The following is a 19,768-nucleotide window of genomic DNA, read 5'->3' on the forward strand; positions in this document are numbered from 1 at the left end:
TCGTTTACGTAGTCGCCTGAGTGAACCGTTCTAAAACGTTCATGTGGGGGGAGAGAACATGCTCTTGCAAGGTTTTGGCGGACTTATTCTTGAAGGGACGTTAGCCACGATAAAGTTAGCCGTGCTTTCAGTGTTACTGGCAGTGTTGATTGGTTTGCTGGGTGCGTCGGCAAAGATGTCCAAGTTTACTTTTATCCGGCATAGCGCAACGGTCTATACCACGCTGATTCGTAGTGTTCCCGATCTGGTGCTGATGCTGTTGCTGTTTTATAGCCTGCAAATGTTTTTGAATAACCTGACTGAGTGGGTTGGGCTCGCGCAAATCGACCTAAACCCCTTTGTGTCTGGGGTGATCACCCTGGGCTTCATTTATGGTGCTTATTTCACCGAAACCTTTCGCGGTGCCTTTCAGGCGGTTCCGGCAGGTCAACTGGAAGCGGCCTTGGCTTACGGAATGAGCCGCTGGCAAGTGTTCCGGCGGGTCTTGTTCCCGCAAATGATGCGCTTTGCCTTGCCGGGGATTGGTAACAACTGGCAGGTGCTGATCAAGGCGACGGCGCTGGTGTCGCTGATCGGTCTGATCGACATCGTCAAGGTGACCCAGGACGCCGGCAAAAGCTCGATGCAGTTGATGTACTTCAGCATCGTTGGCGCGCTGATCTATCTGGCGATCACCACGGTTTCCAACGGCGTGCTGCTCTGGCTTGAGCGTCGCTACTCCCAGGGCGTCAGGAAGGCAGCGTTATGATCGCGATTATCCAGGAGTATGGTCAGGCGTACCTGTGGAACGATGGCTACCATCTGTCCGGCCTGGCCATGACGTTATGGTTGCTGACGGTTTCCATCGTCATAGGCTTTTTGCTTTCGGTGCCGCTGTCGGTGGCACGCGTATCGAGCAACTGGGCGATTCGCGGGCCCGTCTGGTTCTACACCTATGTGTTCCGGGGGACGCCGCTGTATATCCAGTTGCTGATTATCTACACCGGTATCTACAGCCTTGAGGTGGTGCGCGATCAGCCGTTACTGGAGGGGTTCTTCCGCGATGGTCTCAATTGCACCTTATTGGCTTTCGCGCTGAACACCTGCGCTTACACCACTGAAGTGTTCGCCGGGGCCATCCGTGCGACGCCTTATGGTGAGATCGAGGCGGGGCGTGCCTACGGCATGTCGTCCTTCGGTCTATATCGGCGGATCATCTTGCCGTCAGCGCTGCGTCGTGCACTGCCGTACTACAGCAATGAAGTAATTCTGATGCTGCACTCCACCACGCTGGCCTTTACCGCCACGGTGCCCGACATCCTCAAAGTGGCGCGGGACGTTAACTCGGCTACCTACGCCTCATTCGAGGCCTTTGGCATCGCTGCCATGCTCTATGCAGTACTGGCATTCCTTCTGGTCTGGGTGTTTCGTCGCTGCGAAATACGTTGGCTGGCTTTCCAGCAACCTCAAGCCCATTGATTCGCCGGACATAGGGAGAGTCGCGCCATGTATAAATTAACCGTAGAAAATCTGCACAAAAAGTATGGCCCCCATGAGGTGCTCAAAGGGGTGTCATTGCAAGCCAAGGCCGGCGATGTGATCAGCATGATCGGCTCGAGTGGGTCGGGGAAAAGTACCTTTCTGCGCTGTATTAACTTTCTCGAACAACCCTGTGCGGGACGCATCACGGTGAACGCCGAGGAAATCCGTATGCACCACGATGCCAGCGGCGCGCTGCGGGTCAGCGATGCACGCCAGTTGCAGCGCGTGCGCACCAAGCTGGCGATGGTCTTCCAGCATTTCAATTTGTGGCAGCACATGACGGTGCTGGAGAACATTATCGAAGCGCCGATTCATGTCCTCGGGGTCAGTCGCAAGGAAGCCGTGCAGCGGGCGCGGGATTACCTGGCCAAGGTCGGGCTGGATCGTAACGTGGAAGGCAAATACCCCTCGCACCTCTCGGGCGGCCAGCAGCAACGTGTCGCCATGGCCCGTGCACTGGCGGTGGAGCCGGAAGTAATGCTGTTTGATGAACCCACCTCGGCCCTCGATCCGGAACTGGTTGGCGAGGTACTGAAGGTGATGCAAGCGCTGGCTGAAGAGGGTCGCACCATGGTCGTGGTGACCCATGAAATGGGCTTCGCCCGTAACGTCTCCAACCACGTGATGTTTCTGCACCAAGGCGTCGTCGAGGAGCAGGGCCATCCGAGCGAGGTGCTGGTCAACCCGAAGAGCGAGCGTTTGACCCAGTTTCTCTCCGGGCGCTTGAAGTAATCCAGCGCACAGCCTTCCAGTTGGATGAAATGAGCATGAGCCGAGACTTCCCGATACAGCCAAGTTATGCCGCGCAGCGTGAGCGCTTTCTCGCGGCGGCACGGGCCGCAGAGGCCATCCTCAGCGAGTATCGTCATCCTTTGCGCGGCCCCTTCGAGGAACCGTTGTTCACCGATGTCGCGGTAATCGGTGACCCTAATGCTTCGCGGGTGCTGGTGGCGCTCAGTGGCACTCATGGGGTGGAGGGCTTCTATGGCTCGGACTGCCAGACCCGTTGGTTGCAGGAACTGGCTGGTAGGGCGCTGCCAAGGGACGTGGCGGTGGTGATGATCCATCTGCTCAACCCTTGGGGGACGGCCTGGATGCGCCGGGTCAATGAGGACAATATCGACCTCAATCGCAACTACCTGGACTTCGCTCAGCCCGCGCCGGTGAATAGCGGCTACGAATCGTTGCACGCGATCTATGCCTGCTCCCAGTTGCGCGGCCCGCTGCGTGAGCGCGCGGATGTGCTGTTGGCTGAGCGGCTCCAGGCCCATGGATGGTCGGCGCTGATGTCGATAGTCGAAGCCGGACAGTATGCCCACCCCGACGGCCTGTTTTATGGTGGTCAGGCGCCGAGTTGGTCGAACCAGACGCTGCATCGGATCGTTCAGCAGCATCTGGCCCAGGCGCGTACTGTCATGTGTTTTGATCTGCATACCGGTGCTGGCGATTACGGTCACCCGATGTTGCTGGCGATCGCCCAGACAGCCTATCCGGCGCTGAGCGATGCGCAGGCGATATATGGGCCCTGGTTGCACACACTGCTCACCGCTAGCGATAGCCAGAGCGATACCGGTGTCGCGGCAACTGCCACAGGCTATACCTCGCAGGCGCTGCTCAATGCCTTGACCGATCAGCACGTGATGCAATTTGTCATCGAGTGCGGCACTTATCCGGGGGAGCAGGTGCACCGCCATCTGCGTGACGATCATTGGCTGCACCTGCACGGCGATCCCTACGACCGGGTGGGCCGGCAGATCAAGCAGGAGCTGTTGCAGCAGTTCTTTCCGGATGACAACGACTGGCAGGCGCTAGTCTGGTTACGCACGCGACAAATCTGGGAGCGGGCACTGGCGGCGCTGTCGCAGGCCGATCAGTTCGGCGCGCAGCCCAGGCGCTGAGTTCGCCGAGCAACTGGCGCGTGATGGCGAGTCGCGAGCTTTACCTGCATCGAGCTGCTTATACAGGACGGTTTTGTTGACGAATCTGTTGTGTGTCTAGGTTAGCCGGTCAAAAACAATTTAGTTTTTCTAAACAAAGCTCAAGGTTTTTGTGTCTTTTCTGAGTTTTGTTTTTCCGTATTCTGATCTCATCAGTAAAGCCGAGGCCTCAGTCACCGCGCTGCGGCACAGCACCAATAACAACGTGAGGAGAGAACCTATGTTTCTGCGAAATGCATGGTATGTAGCGGCCAGTGAGGCAGAGCTGGGTGAAGATCTTTACCCGGTGACTATTCTCGCTGAGAAAGTGGTGCTGTTCCGCAAAACCGATGGCACGCCAGCGGCGCTGGAGGATGCTTGCCCGCATCGCAAGTTGCCGCTGTCCATGGGGCGCCGGCAGGGCGATACGCTGGAGTGCGGCTACCATGGCCTGACGTTCGACTGCTCTGGGAGTTGTGTCCGGGCCCCAGGCAGCAGCCGCATTCCGCAAGGTGCGCGGGTGCGCAGCTATCCGCTGGAACAACGCTATGGTCTGATCTGGATCTGGATGGGTGATGCCGAGCTGGCTGACCCGAGCAAGATTTGTCACGTGCCGGAGTGGGGCGACTCGGCCTGGGGCATGAACCGGGGCGACAGTATGATCGTCGCCTGCAACTATCTATACGTCACCGATAACCTGCTCGATCCATCCCATGTGGCCTGGGTGCATCAGTCCTCTTTCGGCAATGCGGCCTGCGCCGATGAGCCGCTCAAGACCACAGTCACCGATGTCGGTGTGATCGTTTCGCGCTGGATGCGCGATGTCGAGGTGGCGCCTTTCTACGCCAAGTTTGTGCAGTTCAGCGGCAACTGTGATCGCAAGCAACATTACGAAGTGCACTACCCTGCGCAGGCGATCATCAAGGCGCTGTTTACCCCGGCGGGTACCGGCTCGGACGAAGGTGCGTTGCATGAGCAGGTGTTCCTGATGAACTCCTACAACTTCATGACCCCGATCGACGAATCGACTACCCGTTACTACTGGTTCCAGATGCGCAACTTCGATCCAAGCAACGAAGCCGTGTCGCGCGAGTTCGATGAGGACGTGCGTCATGCCTTCGCCGAAGACCGAGTGATTCTGGAGGCCGTGCACAGCGGCTTGGCCAACAAACAAACGCCGAACATCGACCTGGCTTCCGACTCCGGCCCGCTGCGTTTTCGCCGCAACTTGAGCAAGCTGATTGAGCAGGAGCAAGCCAGCCGCTTGATTCCACTGGCTAAGCAACACGCGGAGGTGTGAAATGAGTGCCGAGCGCCAGACCCCATCGAGCCCGCGTGGCTTTAGCCACTACCGGGTGGTGGATAAGCAGCAGGAAAGCAGTGTGATCACCTCGTTTGTACTGACGGCTGCCGATGGCTCTGCGAACCTGAGCTTTCGCCCGGGGCAGTACCTGATCGTGCGCCTGCCAGGGGAAGACGGCGGTACCCTGTTGCGCAACTACAGTCTCTCGGGGGATGTCGCCAATCCTGCGCAGTTGCGCATCTCGGTAAAGCGCGAGCCGGCCCCCTTCGACAGGCCCGAACTGCCCGCCGGGCTGGGCTCCAGCTACCTACATGACTGCGTGCAGGTCGGCGATCTGCTAGACGTTGCCGGCCCGGCGGGTGACTTTGTCCTCGACGAGGAGAGTGAGCGCCCGGTGGTGCTGTTCAGTGGCGGCGTCGGGCTGACGCCGATGCTGAGCATGCTGCATAAGTTGAGTCAGGCTTCGACGCGTTCGGTGCACTTCATTCATGCCTGTGAAAATGGCGACGTGCACGCCTTCCGCGATGAAGTGCTGGCACTGGCCGAGCGCCGCCCCGGGATCTGCGCACACTTTTGCTACCGCAACCCCGCCCCTACCGACCGTGCTTACCACAGTCAGGGCCTGGTCACCCGGGCAACCCTACAGGCGCTGCTGCCACTGGATGACTACGACGTCTATCTGTGTGGCCCGCGGCTGTTTATGCAGGCGAATTGGCGCTTGTTACGTAGCCTGGGGATTGCCAAAGAGCGTATCCATTACGAGTTTTTTGGTCCGGCGAGCATCCTCGAAGAGGACGATAGCGAGCAAGCCGCGGCCGCTCCGGTTGCGCAGCCCGTACCCACTGCAGCGGCGCAGAGCGGTGCAGAGCAGGGCGCGCACGCCTTGAGCGTGCACTTCCTGCCATCCGGCACCACGCTGGCTTGGGATGAGAATTGTCATTCGCTGCTCGATCTGGCCGAGCAAGCCGGTCTGACCCCGGCGTTTAACTGCCGGGCCGGCTTGTGCAACACCTGTCAGGTTGATTTGCGCGAGGGTGCAGTCGAGTACTTTGAGGAACCGTTGGAAGAGCCGGAAAACGGCAGGGTTCTGCTCTGCTGCTCGCGTCCGCGCAGTGCCGTAACCATCGACCTCGGCACCTAATAGCGAGGCTATCACTGCGGCGCAAGGCGCAGCATTTACGCGCTGCCCCATGCGTGTTGGTGTTCGCCGCGGGCGCGTGTTTAAGTTTCACGCGCCCTGTTGCTGGCTTCAAGCAGCGCCCTGTTGCGTTCACCTTGCTCGCGCCCCCGCGCCACCAGCCAACGATGGAATTGCCGGCAGTGTTCGTAGTCGAACGCGCTTTTTGTCCAGGTCAGAAAGTAGGGCGCGGGCATTGGCAAGGGGTGGCATATGGGGATTACCAGACGCCCGGCTGCAATGTCTTGAGCAATCATCGAGTACTGCGCAAGTACTAAACCTTGGCCGTCAATGGCCGCCTGTATCGCCACAGCCGAAAGTGAGAACACTCTGTGGCTGTCGTGCAGTTGCGCGCAATCAACTGCGTTTGCTTTGAACCAGTCGCGCCATGACGGCGGGGAGGCAAATTTAGGCAGCCAGTCAATTGAAAGCAGTGGGTAGTTCATTAATTCTGCTGGGGTTATCTGCGTGCTGGCTGCGGGCAGCAGGTTGGGGCTACACGCCGGCACGACGCAGTCACGAAATAGCTCCATGGCGTTTTCCGCGTCCAGCGCTCGGTCGCTGTAGGTGATGCGGAAGTCAATCTCATAACCGCTATTGGCGGGTTCCGCATGGCTGCCATCGAGATAGATATCGACGTTCGGTTGGCCCTGTTGCCAAGTAGACACCTGTGGGGCAAGCCACCCGGACATCAGCGAAGGCAATGCGCTGACGCGTAGATTGCTTCTGTTCTTCGACAGTTCGACTTCAGCCTGGGCTATTCGCAAGCATTCGAAGGCGCTGGCGCAGCTCTGATGAAAGCGCTGGCCGGCACTGGTCAAGCGTATGCGTTTGCCGTCCCGGGCGGTCAGGCTGATGCCCAGCGCATCTTCCAATAACTTCATCTGTTGGCTCACCGCCCCGGCTGAAATATTCAAACGTCTGGCTGCTTCGGAAATGCCGCCACAGCGGCCAACAGTGTCAAACACTTGCAGTGCTCGAAGTGGTGGGAGATTGTCCATTACGGCTCCACGAACAGAGAGGATGAGTGTGCGGCTGCAGAGTGAGCGAGTAATGCGCCGGCCAATGTCGGCTGTGCATGCACCTACGGAAGCCGCGTGCAGGGACGGTTGGCAGGCGGATTACCGGTAATACAAGACCCCATGGATATTCGCGGCTTAGCTCGGCTTTAGCCTGCGCCTAGCAAGTTGCGCATAGCCAGCCCGAGGAGGGGCGCAGGGCGCTAACAATTCATGCATACTACTATCCTATGCATTTGTATGGTTATGTATATACATATTTACGTTGGTTAGGTGAAGGCAAGCTAAGTACTTGGCTTCCAAGGAGAAGCACATGGCTAAACAGCTCCAGCGCACGTCGTTACTGGCCGACCAGCTGAGTGACACGCCTGCTCCACTGTATGCCCAAGTGAAGCAAATGATTATTCAGCAAATTCAGAGCAGGGCGTGGCCCGTACACCATCGGGTGCCTTCAGAAAGTGAGCTGGTGGAAGAGCTGGGCTTTAGCCGTATGACCATCAATCGTGCGCTACGCGAGCTGACTAGCGATGGATTGCTGGTGCGCATGCAGGGTGTTGGCACCTTTGTCGCCGAACCGAAAGGCCGCTCAGCATTGTTCGCCGTGAATAATATCGCCGACGAGATCGCCGCGCGCGGTCACCGGCATCGCAGTCAGGTGATTACGCTCGGTGAGGAACTGGCCAGTGCAGAGCGTGCGTTTGCCCTCGATCTGCGGGCGGGCCAGAAAATCTTTCACTCACTGATCGTGCATTACGAGAATGACGTGGCGGTGCAACTCGAGGATCGCTATGTCAATGCGCTCGTGGCCCCCGATTACCTGGCCCAGGACTTCACCCAGCTCACGCCCTATGCTTACCTGTCACAGGTCGCGCCTCTGACCGAGGGTGAGCATGTAGTCGAAGCCATACTTGCCGAGGCTGAGGAGTGCCAGTTGCTGCAGATTGAGCGCGGTGAACCCTGCCTGTTGATTCGTCGGCGTACCTGGTCCGGGCAGCAGGCGGTTAGCTCCGCGCGCCTGTTGCACCCGGGCTCGCGCCATCGTCTAGAGGGGCGTTTCAGTTCATGAGCGCGATTAAAACGCTGAGAGCTGCCGATTACCCGCGCATGCCATGGAAAAACGGCGGCGGCAGCACCCTGGAAATCGTTAAGGATGCAGGCAAGGGGTTGGAGGGTTTCGGTTGGCGTTTGTCTATTGCCGATATTGCCGAGTCCGGCGGTTTTTCGGCGTTCAACGGTTATCAGCGCATCATTACCGTGCTCGAGGGGGCGGGGATGCAGTTGGAGGTTGATGGCGTGGCGGCGCGGCCGCTATTGCCGTTGGATGCTTTCGCGTTTCCCGGCGACAGCCGAGTCGAGTGTCGGCTGTTGGGCGGCGCCATTCGCGACTTCAACCTGATCTATGCGCCGGCGCGTTACGCCGCGCGGCTGCAGTGGCTGAGTCTCGACTTGCCCGTGCAGGTCTACAGTAGCGCCGCCATCGTGCTGCTGTTCAGTGTCGCCGATAGCCTGAACGTGACTCTTGATGGTGAAAGCTGCGCTGCGCTTGGGCAGCACGATTGCCTGGTGCTGGACGCTGAGGCCGCTTTGCGCGAGTGGCAGTTGGCTGCGTCTGCTGGCGGCGGTTGCTGCATGATCGAGCTGCATCGGCTCACAACGGGTTAATCCGTTTGGCGGCAATTGCGCGAGCGTTGCAGCCAGGCTTAACCCGAGCGGTTGTTGCCGCTGGTCGGCACGCGGCTGCCCAGGCGATAGCGTGAAGAGGGGTGCAGGAAGCGCACGAAGGTGACCCCTTGCGCGTTCGACCAGGTGCGGCGGATGAGTACCAGGCAGGGCTCGTGCTCACTGATCTGCAGTTGCTGGCGCTCCTCGGGTGTCGGCAGCACGGCGTCGACGATGTGTTCGATGTCGTCGGCGGCGATAGTGTCCAGCAAGTACTGCGACGGTTGCAGGCGTTCACCGAACGTTTGCTGGAGAAACTCGGGCACCAGCGCCGCGTTAACGTAGCGGTCTTCCAGTTGCACCGGTATGCCATCCTCGGAGTGAACGCAGACCAGGTGATAGACCGAGCTAGCGGTTTTCAGTTCGAGGGCGGCAGCCACTGCCATGGAGGCGCTTTCACGGCCCAGCTGCAAAATTTCGCAGGCGTACTGGTGGCCACGCGCCTGTATCTCGTCGGCGATGTTGGCAATCATCAGCAGGTTGGACTGCGGCTTGCGACTGGCGACAAAGGTGCCGACGCCGGAAAGACGCACCAGTTCACCTTCATCGGTCAACTCACGCAGGGCGCGGTTAACCGTCATCCGTGACATGTTCAGCTCAAGCGTCAGCTTCTGCTCCGACGGGATAAGGTCGCCGGGCTTCCACTCGCCAGAGCGTACCTTCGCCATAACAAAGGCCTTCGCCTGGCGATAGCGTGCTTGCGGCGGTTGTTGCGGGCTTTTTTGGGGCATCTTCCAAATCCCTGGCGGGTTGCTGGCATGTCGTTCGGTGGCGAAAACCACAAGTGATTGTCTGTGCGGCTGCCTATGGTCACATGCAAACAGCGGCTATAGCCAGGCGCTTTCTGCGTTTAGGCGCGCCGCTGCGGCCGGTGATTTTGCTTGCTTCAGTGGTCCGCTCGTTTACAGCTGGCTTTAAGGTCTGTATATGTATATACAAATACAAGACAGTACCTAGGACAACCACTATGCCTGCATTTTTCGCCTCTTCCGCACTGCTCGCCGAGGGCTGGGCTCAGAACGTGAGACTGGATATCTGCGCTGCCGGTAATCTGCAAAAGATTACGCTTGGCGGTTCGGCTGAGGGTGCCATACGTCTCTCCGGGCCGGTGCTGCCAGGTATGCCGAACCTGCATTCGCATGCGTTCCAGCGCGCCATGGCGGGTTTGACCGAGTTGGCGGGGAATCCCAATGACAGCTTCTGGACTTGGCGCGATGTGATGTACCGCTTGGTCGAGCGTTTGGACCCCGAGCAAATCGAAGTCGTCGCTCGTCAGCTGTATATCGAGATGCTCAAGTGCGGCTATACCAGCGTTGCCGAGTTCCATTATGTGCACCATGCCGGCAACGGTCAGGCCTATGCCGATCCGGCGGAGCTGGCGCTGCGGGTCAGCAACGCGGCGCGCGATGCCGGGATCGGTTTGACCCTGCTGCCGGTGCTTTATAGCCACTCGGGCTTTGGCGGTCTGCCACCTACTCATGGGCAGCGGCGTTTTATCAACAGCACCGACAGTTACCTGCGGCTGGTCGAGCGCCTGCGCCCGCTGTTGGCTGAGCAGCCCGCGCAACAGGTGGGGCTGTGCTTCCATTCGCTGCGCGCAGTGACCCCGGAGCAAATCAATGCGGTGTTGGCTGCCGACAGCAGTGGCTGTCCGATCCATATTCATATTGCCGAGCAGCAGAAGGAAGTCAGCGACTGCCTGACCTGGAGTGGCCGTCGGCCGTTGCAGTGGTTGTTCGAGCATGTGCCGGTGGATCAGCGTTGGTGCCTGGTGCATGCGACCCATGCGAGTGCGGGCGAGATCCGTAGCATGGCCAGCAGTGGCGCGGTGGCCGGCTTGTGCATCACCACGGAAGCCAACCTCGGCGACGGCATCTTTCCGGCCGTGGACTACCTCGCCCAAGGCGGTCGCCTGGGCATCGGCTCAGACAGCCATATTTCGCTGAGTGTGGCCGAGGAGTTGCGCTGGCTTGAGTATGGTCAGCGCCTGCGCGATCAGAAGCGCAACCGCCTGTACCGCAGCGATCAGCCGATGATCGGCCGCAGCCTGTTCGATGCCGCGGTAGCCGGCGGTGCCCAGGCGTTGGGGCAGCCTGTTGGCGTGCTCGAGGTTGGCCAGCGTGCCGATTTGCTGGTGCTCGATGGCAATGATCCGTACATCGCCACGGCTGAGGGCGATGGCATTCTCAATCGCTGGCTGTTTGCCGGCGGTGATCGGCAGGTTCGCGATGTGTTCGTCGCAGGGAGGCAGGTCATCTGCGAGGGGCGTCACGCCGCCGAGGCGCAAACCCAGCAGGCCTTTGCCCAGGTGCTTCGGCAGATGGCCTGAATCGCCAGCCTGAAAGCCCGCCGGTTAGGCCCCACCTGCAGCATGCAGGTGGGCAGCGCAATGATGGGGCCGATTTGATGTACCAAGCCAAAGCATGCGCACGGTGATCCCTTTCGATCACGGGTGCAGATTACTCAATGCCGCCTGGGCGGCAGTGAGCGTTTTCCAGTGGTGCAGCTGCATCCCATTCCTCCTCACTAATAGGAACAATAAATGAGCATTTATACCCACGTTACAGTCGGCACCAATGACCTGCAGAAGGCTCGTGCTTTCTACGATAACGCGCTTGGCAAGCTGGGCCTGAAGCGCATCACTGATCTGGGTGAGAACGGTTCGATCTGGGGCGAAAGTGCGCCTGCGTTTTTCGTTCTGAAGCCGGCTAACGGTCAGTCTGCATCGGTTGGTAACGGTGTGACGGTCAGCTTCGAAGCGCCTAACCGTGCAGCGATCAATGCCTTCCATGCGGCGGCTGTGGCTGCTGGCGGTAAAGACGAAGGCGCTCCGGGCACCCGTGATTGGGCACCGCACGCTTACGCAGCATACGTGCGTGATCTGGATGGCAACAAACTGGCTGCTTACTGCTTCAAGGCAGAATAAGCAGCGGGCGGGGCCGGCGTCAGCCGGCCGCGTCTTTCCCCGTTGAGTCGCCAGCCATGAGTGGATTTTCTGCCGCAGAAATGGCTTCGCGCAATCCAGTCCTTGGCCTCAACCAAGCCTTCAATGCCGCTGCGAGCCTGTGTTGTGCTCATTGAGGCTGCTCCTCCTCTTTTCTCCCTCCCTCTTTCTAGCGAGATGCCGCGCATTGCGGGCTGTGCAGTAACGCCCTTGGTGTAGTGGATGCCTAGACGCGGCATGGGGCGCTGGGCGCGCTTCTGTAGAGCTCAATTCATCGGGAGAAGCCCGTTGCCGGCTGCCATTTCACTGCCCTGCAGGGGTCGCCCATGGCGTTGATTCGGGTGTTTAAAAATCACTTGATATGAGTTGTATATACATGATTATATTCATGCGTGTCTTGGCGTGGCAGGTGTGCACGGTCATGCAAGCAGTGAAATTTTCTGGAGGGTTTCTTGTGAGTAATTCAAGCCGTTTCCGTGATGTCGAAATCCGCGCCCCGCGCGGTACCCAGCTCAATGCCAAGAGCTGGATGACCGAAGCACCGCTGCGCATGTTGATGAATAACCTCGACCCCGATGTGGCAGAGAATCCCAAGGAATTGGTGGTGTACGGTGGCATCGGCCGCGCTGCACGTAACTGGGAGTGCTACGACCAGATCGTCGAGAGCCTCAAGCAGTTGAACGACGACGAGACCCTGCTGGTGCAATCCGGCAAGCCGGTCGGCGTGTTCAAAACCCACAGCAATGCGCCGCGTGTGTTGATCGCCAACTCCAACCTGGTGCCGCACTGGGCGAACTGGGAGCACTTCAACGAACTGGATGCCAAAGGCCTGGCCATGTACGGCCAGATGACCGCCGGCAGCTGGATCTACATCGGCAGTCAGGGCATCGTCCAGGGCACCTACGAGACCTTCGTCGAAGCCGGTCGCCAGCACTTTGGCGGCAACCTCAAGGGGCGTTGGGTGCTCACCGCCGGTCTCGGTGGCATGGGTGGCGCGCAGCCGCTGGCCGCGACGCTGGCCGGTGCCTGCTCACTGAATATTGAGTGCCAACAAGTCAGCATCGACTTCCGCCTGCGTACCCGTTACGTCGACGAACAGGCCAAGGACCTTGACGATGCCCTGGCGCGCATCGCCAAGTACACCGGTGAAGGCCGTGCGGTTTCTATCGCCCTGTGCGGCAACGCCGCCGAAATTCTTCCTGAGCTGGTCAAGCGTGGCGTGCGCCCGGACATGGTCACCGACCAGACCAGCGCCCACGACCCGCTCAATGGCTACCTGCCCATCGGCTGGAGCTGGGATGAGTACCGTGCCAAGGCCAAGTTGCAGCCGGCTGAAGTGGTCAAGGCCGCCAAGCAGTCGATGGCCGTGCACGTGCAAGCCATGCTGGAGTTCCAGAAGATGGGCGTGCCCACCTTTGATTACGGCAACAACATCCGCCAGATGGCGCTGCAAGAAGGCGTCGCCAATGCCTTCGACTTCCCCGGCTTTGTGCCGGCCTATATTCGCCCGCTATTTTGCCGTGGCGTCGGCCCATTCCGCTGGGTCGCGTTGTCCGGCGATCCGGAGGATATCTACAAGACCGATGCAAAAGTTAAACAGCTGATCCCGGACGATGAGCACCTGCATCGCTGGCTGGACATGGCGCGCGAGCGCATTGCCTTCCAGGGGCTGCCGGCACGTATCTGCTGGGTTGGTCTGGGCCTGCGCGCCAAGCTTGGCCTGGCGTTCAACGAAATGGTGCGCAGTGGCGAGCTGTCCGCGCCGGTGGTGATCGGTCGCGACCACCTGGACTCCGGTTCGGTGGCCAGCCCCAACCGCGAGACCGAGGCGATGGCCGATGGCTCGGATGCCGTTTCTGATTGGCCGCTGCTGAATGCCTTGCTGAATACGGCGGGCGGCGCGACCTGGGTTTCCCTGCACCACGGTGGTGGCGTCGGTATGGGCTTCTCCCAGCACTCCGGCGTGGTTATTGTCTGCGACGGCACCGATGAAGCGGCGGCACGCATTGCCCGCGTGTTGCACAACGACCCGGCCACTGGGGTGATGCGTCACGCCGATGCCGGTTATCAAATTGCGATTGATTGCGCTCATGAGCAGGGCCTGAACCTGCCGATGATCACCTCGGCTAAAGGAGCCTGAACATGAACACTCTGAATATTCTGCCGGGTCAGCTGACCCTGGCCCAATTGCGTCAAATTCATCAGGCACCGGTCAAGTTGAGCCTGGATAGCAGCGCCGCTGCAGGCATCGAGGCCAGTGTGGCCTGTGTTGAGCAGATCCTCGCCGAAAACCGCACCGCGTATGGCATCAATACTGGTTTCGGTTTGTTGGCGTCGACCCGCATTGCCACGGAAGATCTGGAAAACCTGCAGCGCTCCTTAGTGCTGTCGCACGCGGCCGGCGTTGGCCAGCCGCTGGATGATGATCTGGTGCGCCTGATCATGGTGCTCAAGGTCAACAGCCTGAGCCGTGGTTTTTCCGGTATCCGTCGGGTGGTCATTGATGCGTTGATTGCCCTGATCAATGCCGAGGTGTACCCACATATTCCGCTTAAGGGCTCGGTCGGCGCGTCCGGCGATCTGGCACCGCTGGCGCACATGTCGCTGGTGCTGCTCGGCGAGGGCAAGGCCCGCTATCAGGGTGAATGGCTGCCGGCCACTGAAGCGCTGGCCAAGGCCGGTCTCGAACCGCTGACCCTGGCAGCCAAAGAAGGTTTGGCGCTGCTTAACGGTACCCAGGTTTCCACCGCCTACGCCCTGCGTGGCTTGTTCCAGGCTGAGGATCTGTTCGCGGCTGCACTGGTCACCGGCGGCCTCAGCGTGGAAGCCATGCTCGGTTCGCGCTCGCCGTTTGATCCGCGTATCCACGCCGCCCGTGGCCAGCGTGGGCAGATCGATGCGGCTGCGGCCTATCGTGACCTGCTCACTCCGAGCAGCGAGATCTCGCAGTCCCACGCCAGCTGCGACAAGGTGCAGGACCCGTACTCGCTGCGTTGCCAGCCGCAGGTCATGGGCGCTTGCCTGACGCAGATTCGCCAGGCCGCCGACGTCCTGTCGGTCGAGGCCAACGCTGTGTCGGATAACCCGCTGGTGTTCGCCGCCGAGGGCGATGTGATCTCCGGCGGTAACTTCCACGCCGAGCCGGTGGCCATGGCCGCCGATAACCTGGCCCTGGCCATCGCCGAAATCGGTTCGCTGTCCGAGCGGCGCATCTCGTTGATGATGGACAAGCACATGTCGCAACTGCCACCGTTCCTGGTGGCTAATGGCGGGGTCAATTCCGGCTTTATGATCGCCCAGGTGACCGCCGCTGCACTGGCCAGCGAGAACAAGGCACTGGCGCATCCGCACAGCGTCGACAGCCTGCCGACTTCGGCCAACCAGGAAGACCACGTGTCCATGGCGCCGGCCGCCGGCAAGCGTCTGTGGGAAATGGCCGAAAACGTGCGCGGTATCCTCGCCGTAGAGCTGCTAGGTGCCTGTCAGGGCCTGGACTTCCGCGAAGGTCGCAAGACTTCGGTGAAGCTGGAGCAGGCCCGCACGGCGCTGCGCGAGCAGGTCTCTCACTACGAAAAAGACCGCTTCTTCGCCCCGGACATCGAGGCCGCCAGCCAGCTGATCGCTTCTCGCTGCCTGAGCGCGCTGGTGCCTGCAAAGCTGCTGCCTAGCCAATAGGGAGTTGTGGTCTAGCTAATCAATGAAAGGGCGATGCACAGCGGTCTCCAGGGGCATCGCCTGCCGACAATAAAAATAACAATTAGGAGTGTTGCATGAGCGCAATTGTATTGGCCGTTCTGGTGATGGTGACCCTGAGTTTGCTGAGGGTCTCGGTGGTGTTTGCCTTGATCGTTTCGGCAGTGGTGGGCGGGCTGTTTGCCGGCATGCCGATTGGCGACATTGTTTCGGCCTTTAATAGTGGGTTGGGCGGCGGAGCGCCGGTGGCGCTGGCGTATGCCACGCTGGGGGCGTTCGCCATCGCACTGTCGCGCACCGGCCTGTCACAGAAAATGTCGCGCAGCGTGGTGAGCTACATCAATGCGGGCAATCATTCGGGCAGTCATTTAACCGTTATCAAGTGGAGCATGCTGTCGAGCTTGATCTTGGCCGGTTTCGCCTCCGGCACGGTGATTCCAGTACACATTGCCTTTATTCCGATCCTGGTACCGCCGTTGTTGCATGTGATGAACCGCCTGCAGCTGGATCGTCGCGCGGTCGCCTGTGTCATTACCTTCTCTATCACTGTGATGTATATGTGTGTGCCGGTGGGTTTTGGCAGCATTTTCCTCAACGATATTCTGATCGCCCAGATCAATAGCGCTGGTCAGCCGTCAGGTTTCAGCGTGACCGCAGGTATGGCACCGCAAGCGATGCTGCTTCCTGTGCTGGGCATGCTGGTGGGGCTTGGCATTGCGTTGCTGGTGACCTACAGACGCAAGCGCGGCTATCAGGATCTGCCCATCGAAGGCTCCCATGAAGAGCAGGCCATAAGCCTGAGTTCCAAACAGCTGGGGATGATCGTGTTAGCCCTGGTGTTGGCGCTGGTGGTGCAGCTGTGGACCGGCTCGATGGTATTCGGCGGTTTGGTTGGCTTCTCCGTCATCACCATGAGTGGGGTCATCCGCTGGAGTGAGCAAGACAATGTGTTCACCCAGGGCATGCGCTTGATGGCCATGGTGGGCTTTATCATGATCGCTGCTTCGGGGTTTGCAGGGGTGATGAATGCCACCGGGGAAATTCCGACACTGGTCAGCAGTTCGGTAGAGCTGATTGGTGATAACCGTGGTTTGGCGGCGCTGGTCATGCTGCTGGTGGGGCTGTTGATCACCATGGGCATTGGTTCTTCCTTTTCCACTGTGCCGATCATCGCGGCCATCTATGTGCCCTTGGCGTTGAGCTTTGGCTTCTCACCACTGGCGGTCATCGCCCTGGTTGGAACGGCTGCCGCACTCGGTGATGCCGGCTCGCCGGCCTCGGACTCGACCCTGGGCCCGACTGCTGGCCTCAACGCCGATGGTCAACACGATCATATCTGGGACACCGTGGTCCCGACCTTCCTGCATTTCAACCTGCCGCTGATTGCCTTTGGTTGGGCCGCGGCCATGGTGTTGTGAGCCATAAGGAATAGCCGACATGACGTTACAAACCAGTGAGTTCAAGTTAACCGCAGATCAGGTGGAAGAGTTTCAGCGCCATGGCGCAATCTGCATTCGGCAGTTGTTCAGTGCTGAGGAGGTAGCCCTGCTGACGACGGGCATCGAACAGAATTTGGCCAAGCCCAGCGAGCGCGCCAAGGTTGCCAGTAGCCCGGATGATCCAGGCTGGTTCTTTGAAGACTTCTGCAACTGGCAGGAGGTTGCTGCCTATCGGCAGTTCATCTTCGATAGCCGTGTGGGGGCGGTGGCCGCGCAGCTGATGCAAAGCACTACAGCGCGTCTGTATCACGACCACCTGCTGGTGAAGGAGCCCAATACCCAGCAGCGTACGCCTTGGCACCAGGATCAGCCCTATTACAACGTCGAGGGCCGGCAGAACTGCAGCATGTGGATGCCGGTGGATCCGGTCTCCCGCGAGGCTACGCTGGAGTTTGTTGGCGGCTCGCACCTGGGGCCCTGGCTGATGCCGCGAACCTTCCTGGACAACCAGGCGCGCTGGTTCCCGGAAGGCAGTCTGGCTGATTTGCCGGATATCGAAGCGGACCGTGCGGCCTGGAATATTCTCGGCTGGCAGCTCGAGCCGGGGGATGTGGTGTTCTTCCATATGCTCACGCTGCACGCCTCGGCGGGTGTTAGCGGCAACCGGCGGCGTCGGGCGTTCTCGGTGCGCTTCCTTGGCGACGACATGCGCCACGCGCCACGCCACTGGAAAACCTCGCCGGAATTCCCGGGCCTGGTCGAGGAGTTGGCGGAGGGCGCGCCGCTGGAGCACCCGCTGTTCCCGCTGCTCTACCCGCAGCAGTCGGTATAACCCGCCGTCGTGCAGTGGCGTCGAGCCGGGCTATTGAGCCGGTAAGGCGCCTCAGCTGACGAGTCGCGCATGAGCAGGGCGTGTGTCGTGTCCTGCTCAATGTTTTGGCCTTGGTCTGTATCTTGACTGGGGTCGCCGGCAAGCGGGGTCCTGGTGATCCGCACATTGGAGATTTGTGATGAATAAACTCTGGCTCAATTGCCACGCCGCCACGATGGTCGGCGGCCGTTACTCGATCATCGAGAATGCGGCGTTGGTCACGCGTGCCGAACGCATCGAGTGGATTGGCCCGCGCGCCGAGCTGCCGGTCGGCGACTACGCCGAAACCATCGATCTGGGCGGCGCTTGGTTGACGCCGGGGCTGATCGACTGCCATACCCATCTGGTGTTTGGCGGCGATCGCAGCGCTGAATTCGAGCAGCGCCTGGAAGGCGTCAGCTATGCCGAGATTGCCGCGGCCGGTGGCGGCATTGCCAGCACTGTACGCGCCACCCGTGCAGCCAGCGAGGATGAGCTGTTCGCCAGTGCCGAGCAGCGTCTGCGCAGCCTGCTGGGTGATGGCGTGACCACGCTGGAGATTAAGTCCGGTTACGGTCTCGACCTGGCCAGCGAACGCAAGATGTTGCAGGTGGCTCGCCGCCTAGGCGCAAGCCTGCCAGTCACCGTGCGCGCCACCTGCCTGGCCGCCCATGCGTTGCCAGCGGAATACGCCGGGCGCAGCGATGACTACATCGACCTGGTGTGCCGCGAGATACTGCCAACCCTGGCTGCGGAAGGGCTGGTGGATGCGGTCGATGCCTTCTGTGAGCACCTGGCGTTCTCGCCGGCGCAGGTCGAGCGGGTATTTCAGTGCGCCCGTGAGTTGGGGCTGCCGATCAAGCTGCATGCCGAGCAGCTTTCATCCTTGCATGGCTCCAGCCTGGCGGCGCGCTACGGTGCCTTGTCAGCCGATCATTTGGAGTTTATCGATGAGGCCGATGCCAAGGCCATGGCTGCTGCCGGCAGCGTTGCGGTAATGCTGCCCGGTGCCTTCTACTTCCTGCGCGAAACGCAACTGCCGCCGGTGCAGATGCTGCGTGAGCATGGCGTGAGCATGGCGATCGCCAGTGACCTTAATCCCGGTACCTCGCCGGCGCTGTCGCTGCGGTTGATGATGAATATGGCCTGCACCCTGTTCCGCATGACGCCGGAGGAGGCGCTGGCGGGGGTGACCCTCAACGCGGCCAAGGCTTTGGGCCTGGACGACAGCCACGGCAGCCTGGAATCCGGCAAGGTCGCCGACTTTGTCGCCTGGGACATCGCCCGCCCGGCAGAGTTGGCTTATTGGCTCGGCGGCGAACTGCCCAAACGAGTGATCCGCCATGCTGAGGAGCTGAGCGATGTCTGAGATCAACCACGCTTTCGAGTTCAACCCTGGTCGTGTACCGCTGTTGATCAGCATGCCGCATGCCGGCCTACGCCTGACGCCGGCAGTGGAGGCGGGGTTGGTCGAGCAGGCGCGTAACCTGCCAGACACCGACTGGCATATCCCCCAGCTCTACGACTTCGCCGCAGAAATGGGGGCCAGCACCCTGGCTGCTGGCTACTCGCGTTATGTGGTCGACCTCAATCGGCCGGCCGACGACAAGCCGTTGTATGCCACGGCAACCACCGGCTTGTACCCCTCGACGTTATTCGATGGTACGCCGCTGTTTCGTGACGGTCTTGAGCCCTCAAGCGAGGAGCGCGCGCGTTATCTGGCGGAGATCTGGACGCCTTATCATCAAGCCCTGGCCGCTGAGCTGGCGCGGTTGAAGGGCGAGTTTGGCTACGCCATATTGTTCGACGCCCACTCGATTGCCTCCCACGTGCCGCGCCTGTTCGACGGCCGCCTACCGGACTTCAACCTGGGTACCAATGAAGGTGCCAGCTGCAGCGAGCAATTGGCGCAACAGCTAAAGCAGGTGTGCGCCGCCGCGCCGCACTTCAGTCACGTGCTGAACGGGCGCTTCAAGGGTGGGCATATCACCCGGCATTACGGCAGCCCAGCAGACAATATCCACGCTATTCAGCTGGAGTTGGCGCAGTGCACCTATATGGATGAGGTACAGCCCTACAGCTACCGCGCTGAACTGGCCGAACCGGTGCGTGCGCTGCTGCGCCAGTTGTTGGAGGCCCAGTTGCACTGGGGCAGGGTGCACTACGGGCGTTAAGTCGGCGGTCAGC

General features: G+C 60.3%; 18 protein-coding genes. 16 read left to right on the plus strand and 2 right to left on the minus strand.

All coding sequences use genetic code 11. From position 1 onward, the window contains the following. The first annotated feature begins 58 nt into the window (after window positions 1–58). From hisQ to Q0V31_RS13965, 6 genes are all read left to right on the plus strand, one after another. Window positions 59–748, plus strand: a complete 690-nt coding sequence (gene hisQ / locus Q0V31_RS13940; protein ID WP_298188380.1) for an ABC transporter permease — start codon at window positions 59–61, stop codon at window positions 746–748. Next, complete coding sequence (locus tag Q0V31_RS13945; protein WP_298188381.1) at window positions 745–1,458, plus strand: ABC transporter permease; 714 nt, start codon at window positions 745–747, stop codon at window positions 1,456–1,458. Before hisQ ends, Q0V31_RS13945 begins: the two co-directional genes overlap by 4 nt. Before the next feature lie 27 nt (window positions 1,459–1,485). Next, window positions 1,486–2,253 (plus strand): ABC transporter ATP-binding protein, encoded by a 768-nt coding sequence (locus Q0V31_RS13950; protein WP_298188382.1) that lies wholly within the window; start codon window positions 1,486–1,488, stop codon window positions 2,251–2,253. A gap of 35 nt (window positions 2,254–2,288) precedes the next feature. Beyond that, on the plus strand, window positions 2,289–3,419 hold the full coding sequence (locus Q0V31_RS13955; protein ID WP_298188384.1) for a DUF2817 domain-containing protein: 1,131 nt from the start codon (window positions 2,289–2,291) through the stop codon (window positions 3,417–3,419). Between the two features lie 259 nt (window positions 3,420–3,678). Then, the gene (locus Q0V31_RS13960; RefSeq protein ID WP_298188385.1) at window positions 3,679–4,737 is read left to right on the plus strand and encodes an aromatic ring-hydroxylating dioxygenase subunit alpha; all 1,059 of its coding nucleotides are present in this window, start codon (window positions 3,679–3,681) and stop codon (window positions 4,735–4,737) included. Between the two features lies 1 nt (window position 4,738). Continuing rightward, window positions 4,739–5,881, plus strand: coding sequence for an FAD-binding oxidoreductase (locus tag Q0V31_RS13965; RefSeq protein ID WP_298188386.1), 1,143 nt, complete (start codon window positions 4,739–4,741; stop codon window positions 5,879–5,881). Window positions 5,882–5,961: 80 nt separating this feature from the next. Here the strand turns inward: Q0V31_RS13965 and Q0V31_RS13970 are convergent, their stop codons facing one another. Beyond that, window positions 5,962–6,918 carry a LysR substrate-binding domain-containing protein gene (locus Q0V31_RS13970; RefSeq protein WP_298188387.1) on the minus strand — a complete coding sequence of 319 codons (957 nt, stop codon included), beginning with the start codon at window positions 6,916–6,918 and terminating at the stop codon, window positions 5,962–5,964. Between the two features lie 331 nt (window positions 6,919–7,249). On the opposite strand from Q0V31_RS13970, the gene hutC (Q0V31_RS13975) reads away from it, so the two are divergent. Continuing rightward, complete coding sequence (gene hutC, locus Q0V31_RS13975; RefSeq protein ID WP_298188388.1) at window positions 7,250–8,002, plus strand: histidine utilization repressor; 753 nt, start codon at window positions 7,250–7,252, stop codon at window positions 8,000–8,002. Beyond that, complete coding sequence (locus Q0V31_RS13980; RefSeq protein ID WP_298188389.1) at window positions 7,999–8,598, plus strand: HutD family protein; 600 nt, start codon at window positions 7,999–8,001, stop codon at window positions 8,596–8,598. The genes hutC (Q0V31_RS13975) and Q0V31_RS13980 overlap by 4 nt, the downstream gene beginning before the upstream one ends. Window positions 8,599–8,636: 38 nt before the next feature. On the opposite strand, the gene hutC (Q0V31_RS13985) is transcribed toward Q0V31_RS13980, so the two are convergent. Next, window positions 8,637–9,386, minus strand: a complete 750-nt coding sequence (hutC, locus tag Q0V31_RS13985) for a histidine utilization repressor (protein ID WP_298188391.1) — start codon at window positions 9,384–9,386, stop codon at window positions 8,637–8,639. Between the two features lie 236 nt (window positions 9,387–9,622). On the opposite strand from hutC (Q0V31_RS13985), the gene Q0V31_RS13990 reads away from it, so the two are divergent. The 8 genes from Q0V31_RS13990 (at window position 9,623) to hutG (ending at window position 19,755) form a co-directional block, all read left to right on the plus strand. Continuing rightward, window positions 9,623–10,984 carry a formimidoylglutamate deiminase gene (locus Q0V31_RS13990; RefSeq protein ID WP_298188392.1) on the plus strand — a complete coding sequence of 454 codons (1,362 nt, stop codon included), beginning with the start codon at window positions 9,623–9,625 and terminating at the stop codon, window positions 10,982–10,984. A 213-nt stretch (window positions 10,985–11,197) separates the two neighbouring features. Next, window positions 11,198–11,581 (plus strand): VOC family protein, encoded by a 384-nt coding sequence (locus tag Q0V31_RS13995; RefSeq protein WP_298188393.1) that lies wholly within the window; start codon window positions 11,198–11,200, stop codon window positions 11,579–11,581. A gap of 472 nt (window positions 11,582–12,053) precedes the next feature. Continuing rightward, the gene (gene hutU, locus Q0V31_RS14000) at window positions 12,054–13,739 is read left to right on the plus strand and encodes a urocanate hydratase (protein WP_298188394.1); all 1,686 of its coding nucleotides are present in this window, start codon (window positions 12,054–12,056) and stop codon (window positions 13,737–13,739) included. A gap of 2 nt (window positions 13,740–13,741) precedes the next feature. Next, window positions 13,742–15,274 carry a histidine ammonia-lyase gene (gene hutH, locus Q0V31_RS14005; protein WP_298188395.1) on the plus strand — a complete coding sequence of 511 codons (1,533 nt, stop codon included), beginning with the start codon at window positions 13,742–13,744 and terminating at the stop codon, window positions 15,272–15,274. A gap of 95 nt (window positions 15,275–15,369) precedes the next feature. Next, the gene (locus Q0V31_RS14010) at window positions 15,370–16,710 is read left to right on the plus strand and encodes a Na+/H+ antiporter NhaC family protein (RefSeq protein ID WP_298188396.1); all 1,341 of its coding nucleotides are present in this window, start codon (window positions 15,370–15,372) and stop codon (window positions 16,708–16,710) included. A 19-nt stretch (window positions 16,711–16,729) separates the two neighbouring features. Next, window positions 16,730–17,563: a phytanoyl-CoA dioxygenase family protein gene (locus Q0V31_RS14015; RefSeq protein ID WP_298188397.1), complete on the plus strand. Its 834-nt coding sequence runs from the start codon at window positions 16,730–16,732 to the stop codon at window positions 17,561–17,563. 178 nt (window positions 17,564–17,741) lie between these two features. Beyond that, window positions 17,742–18,950, plus strand: coding sequence for an imidazolonepropionase (gene hutI / locus Q0V31_RS14020; protein ID WP_298188398.1), 1,209 nt, complete (start codon window positions 17,742–17,744; stop codon window positions 18,948–18,950). Next, entirely contained in the window at window positions 18,943–19,755 is an 813-nt protein-coding gene (gene hutG, locus Q0V31_RS14025; protein ID WP_298188399.1) for an N-formylglutamate deformylase, read from the plus strand. The genes hutI and hutG overlap by 8 nt, the downstream gene beginning before the upstream one ends. The last annotated feature ends 13 nt before the right edge of the window (window positions 19,756–19,768 follow it).

The organism is uncultured Pseudomonas sp. (assembly GCF_943846705.1).
GTDB lineage: Bacteria > Pseudomonadota > Gammaproteobacteria > Pseudomonadales > Pseudomonadaceae > Aquipseudomonas.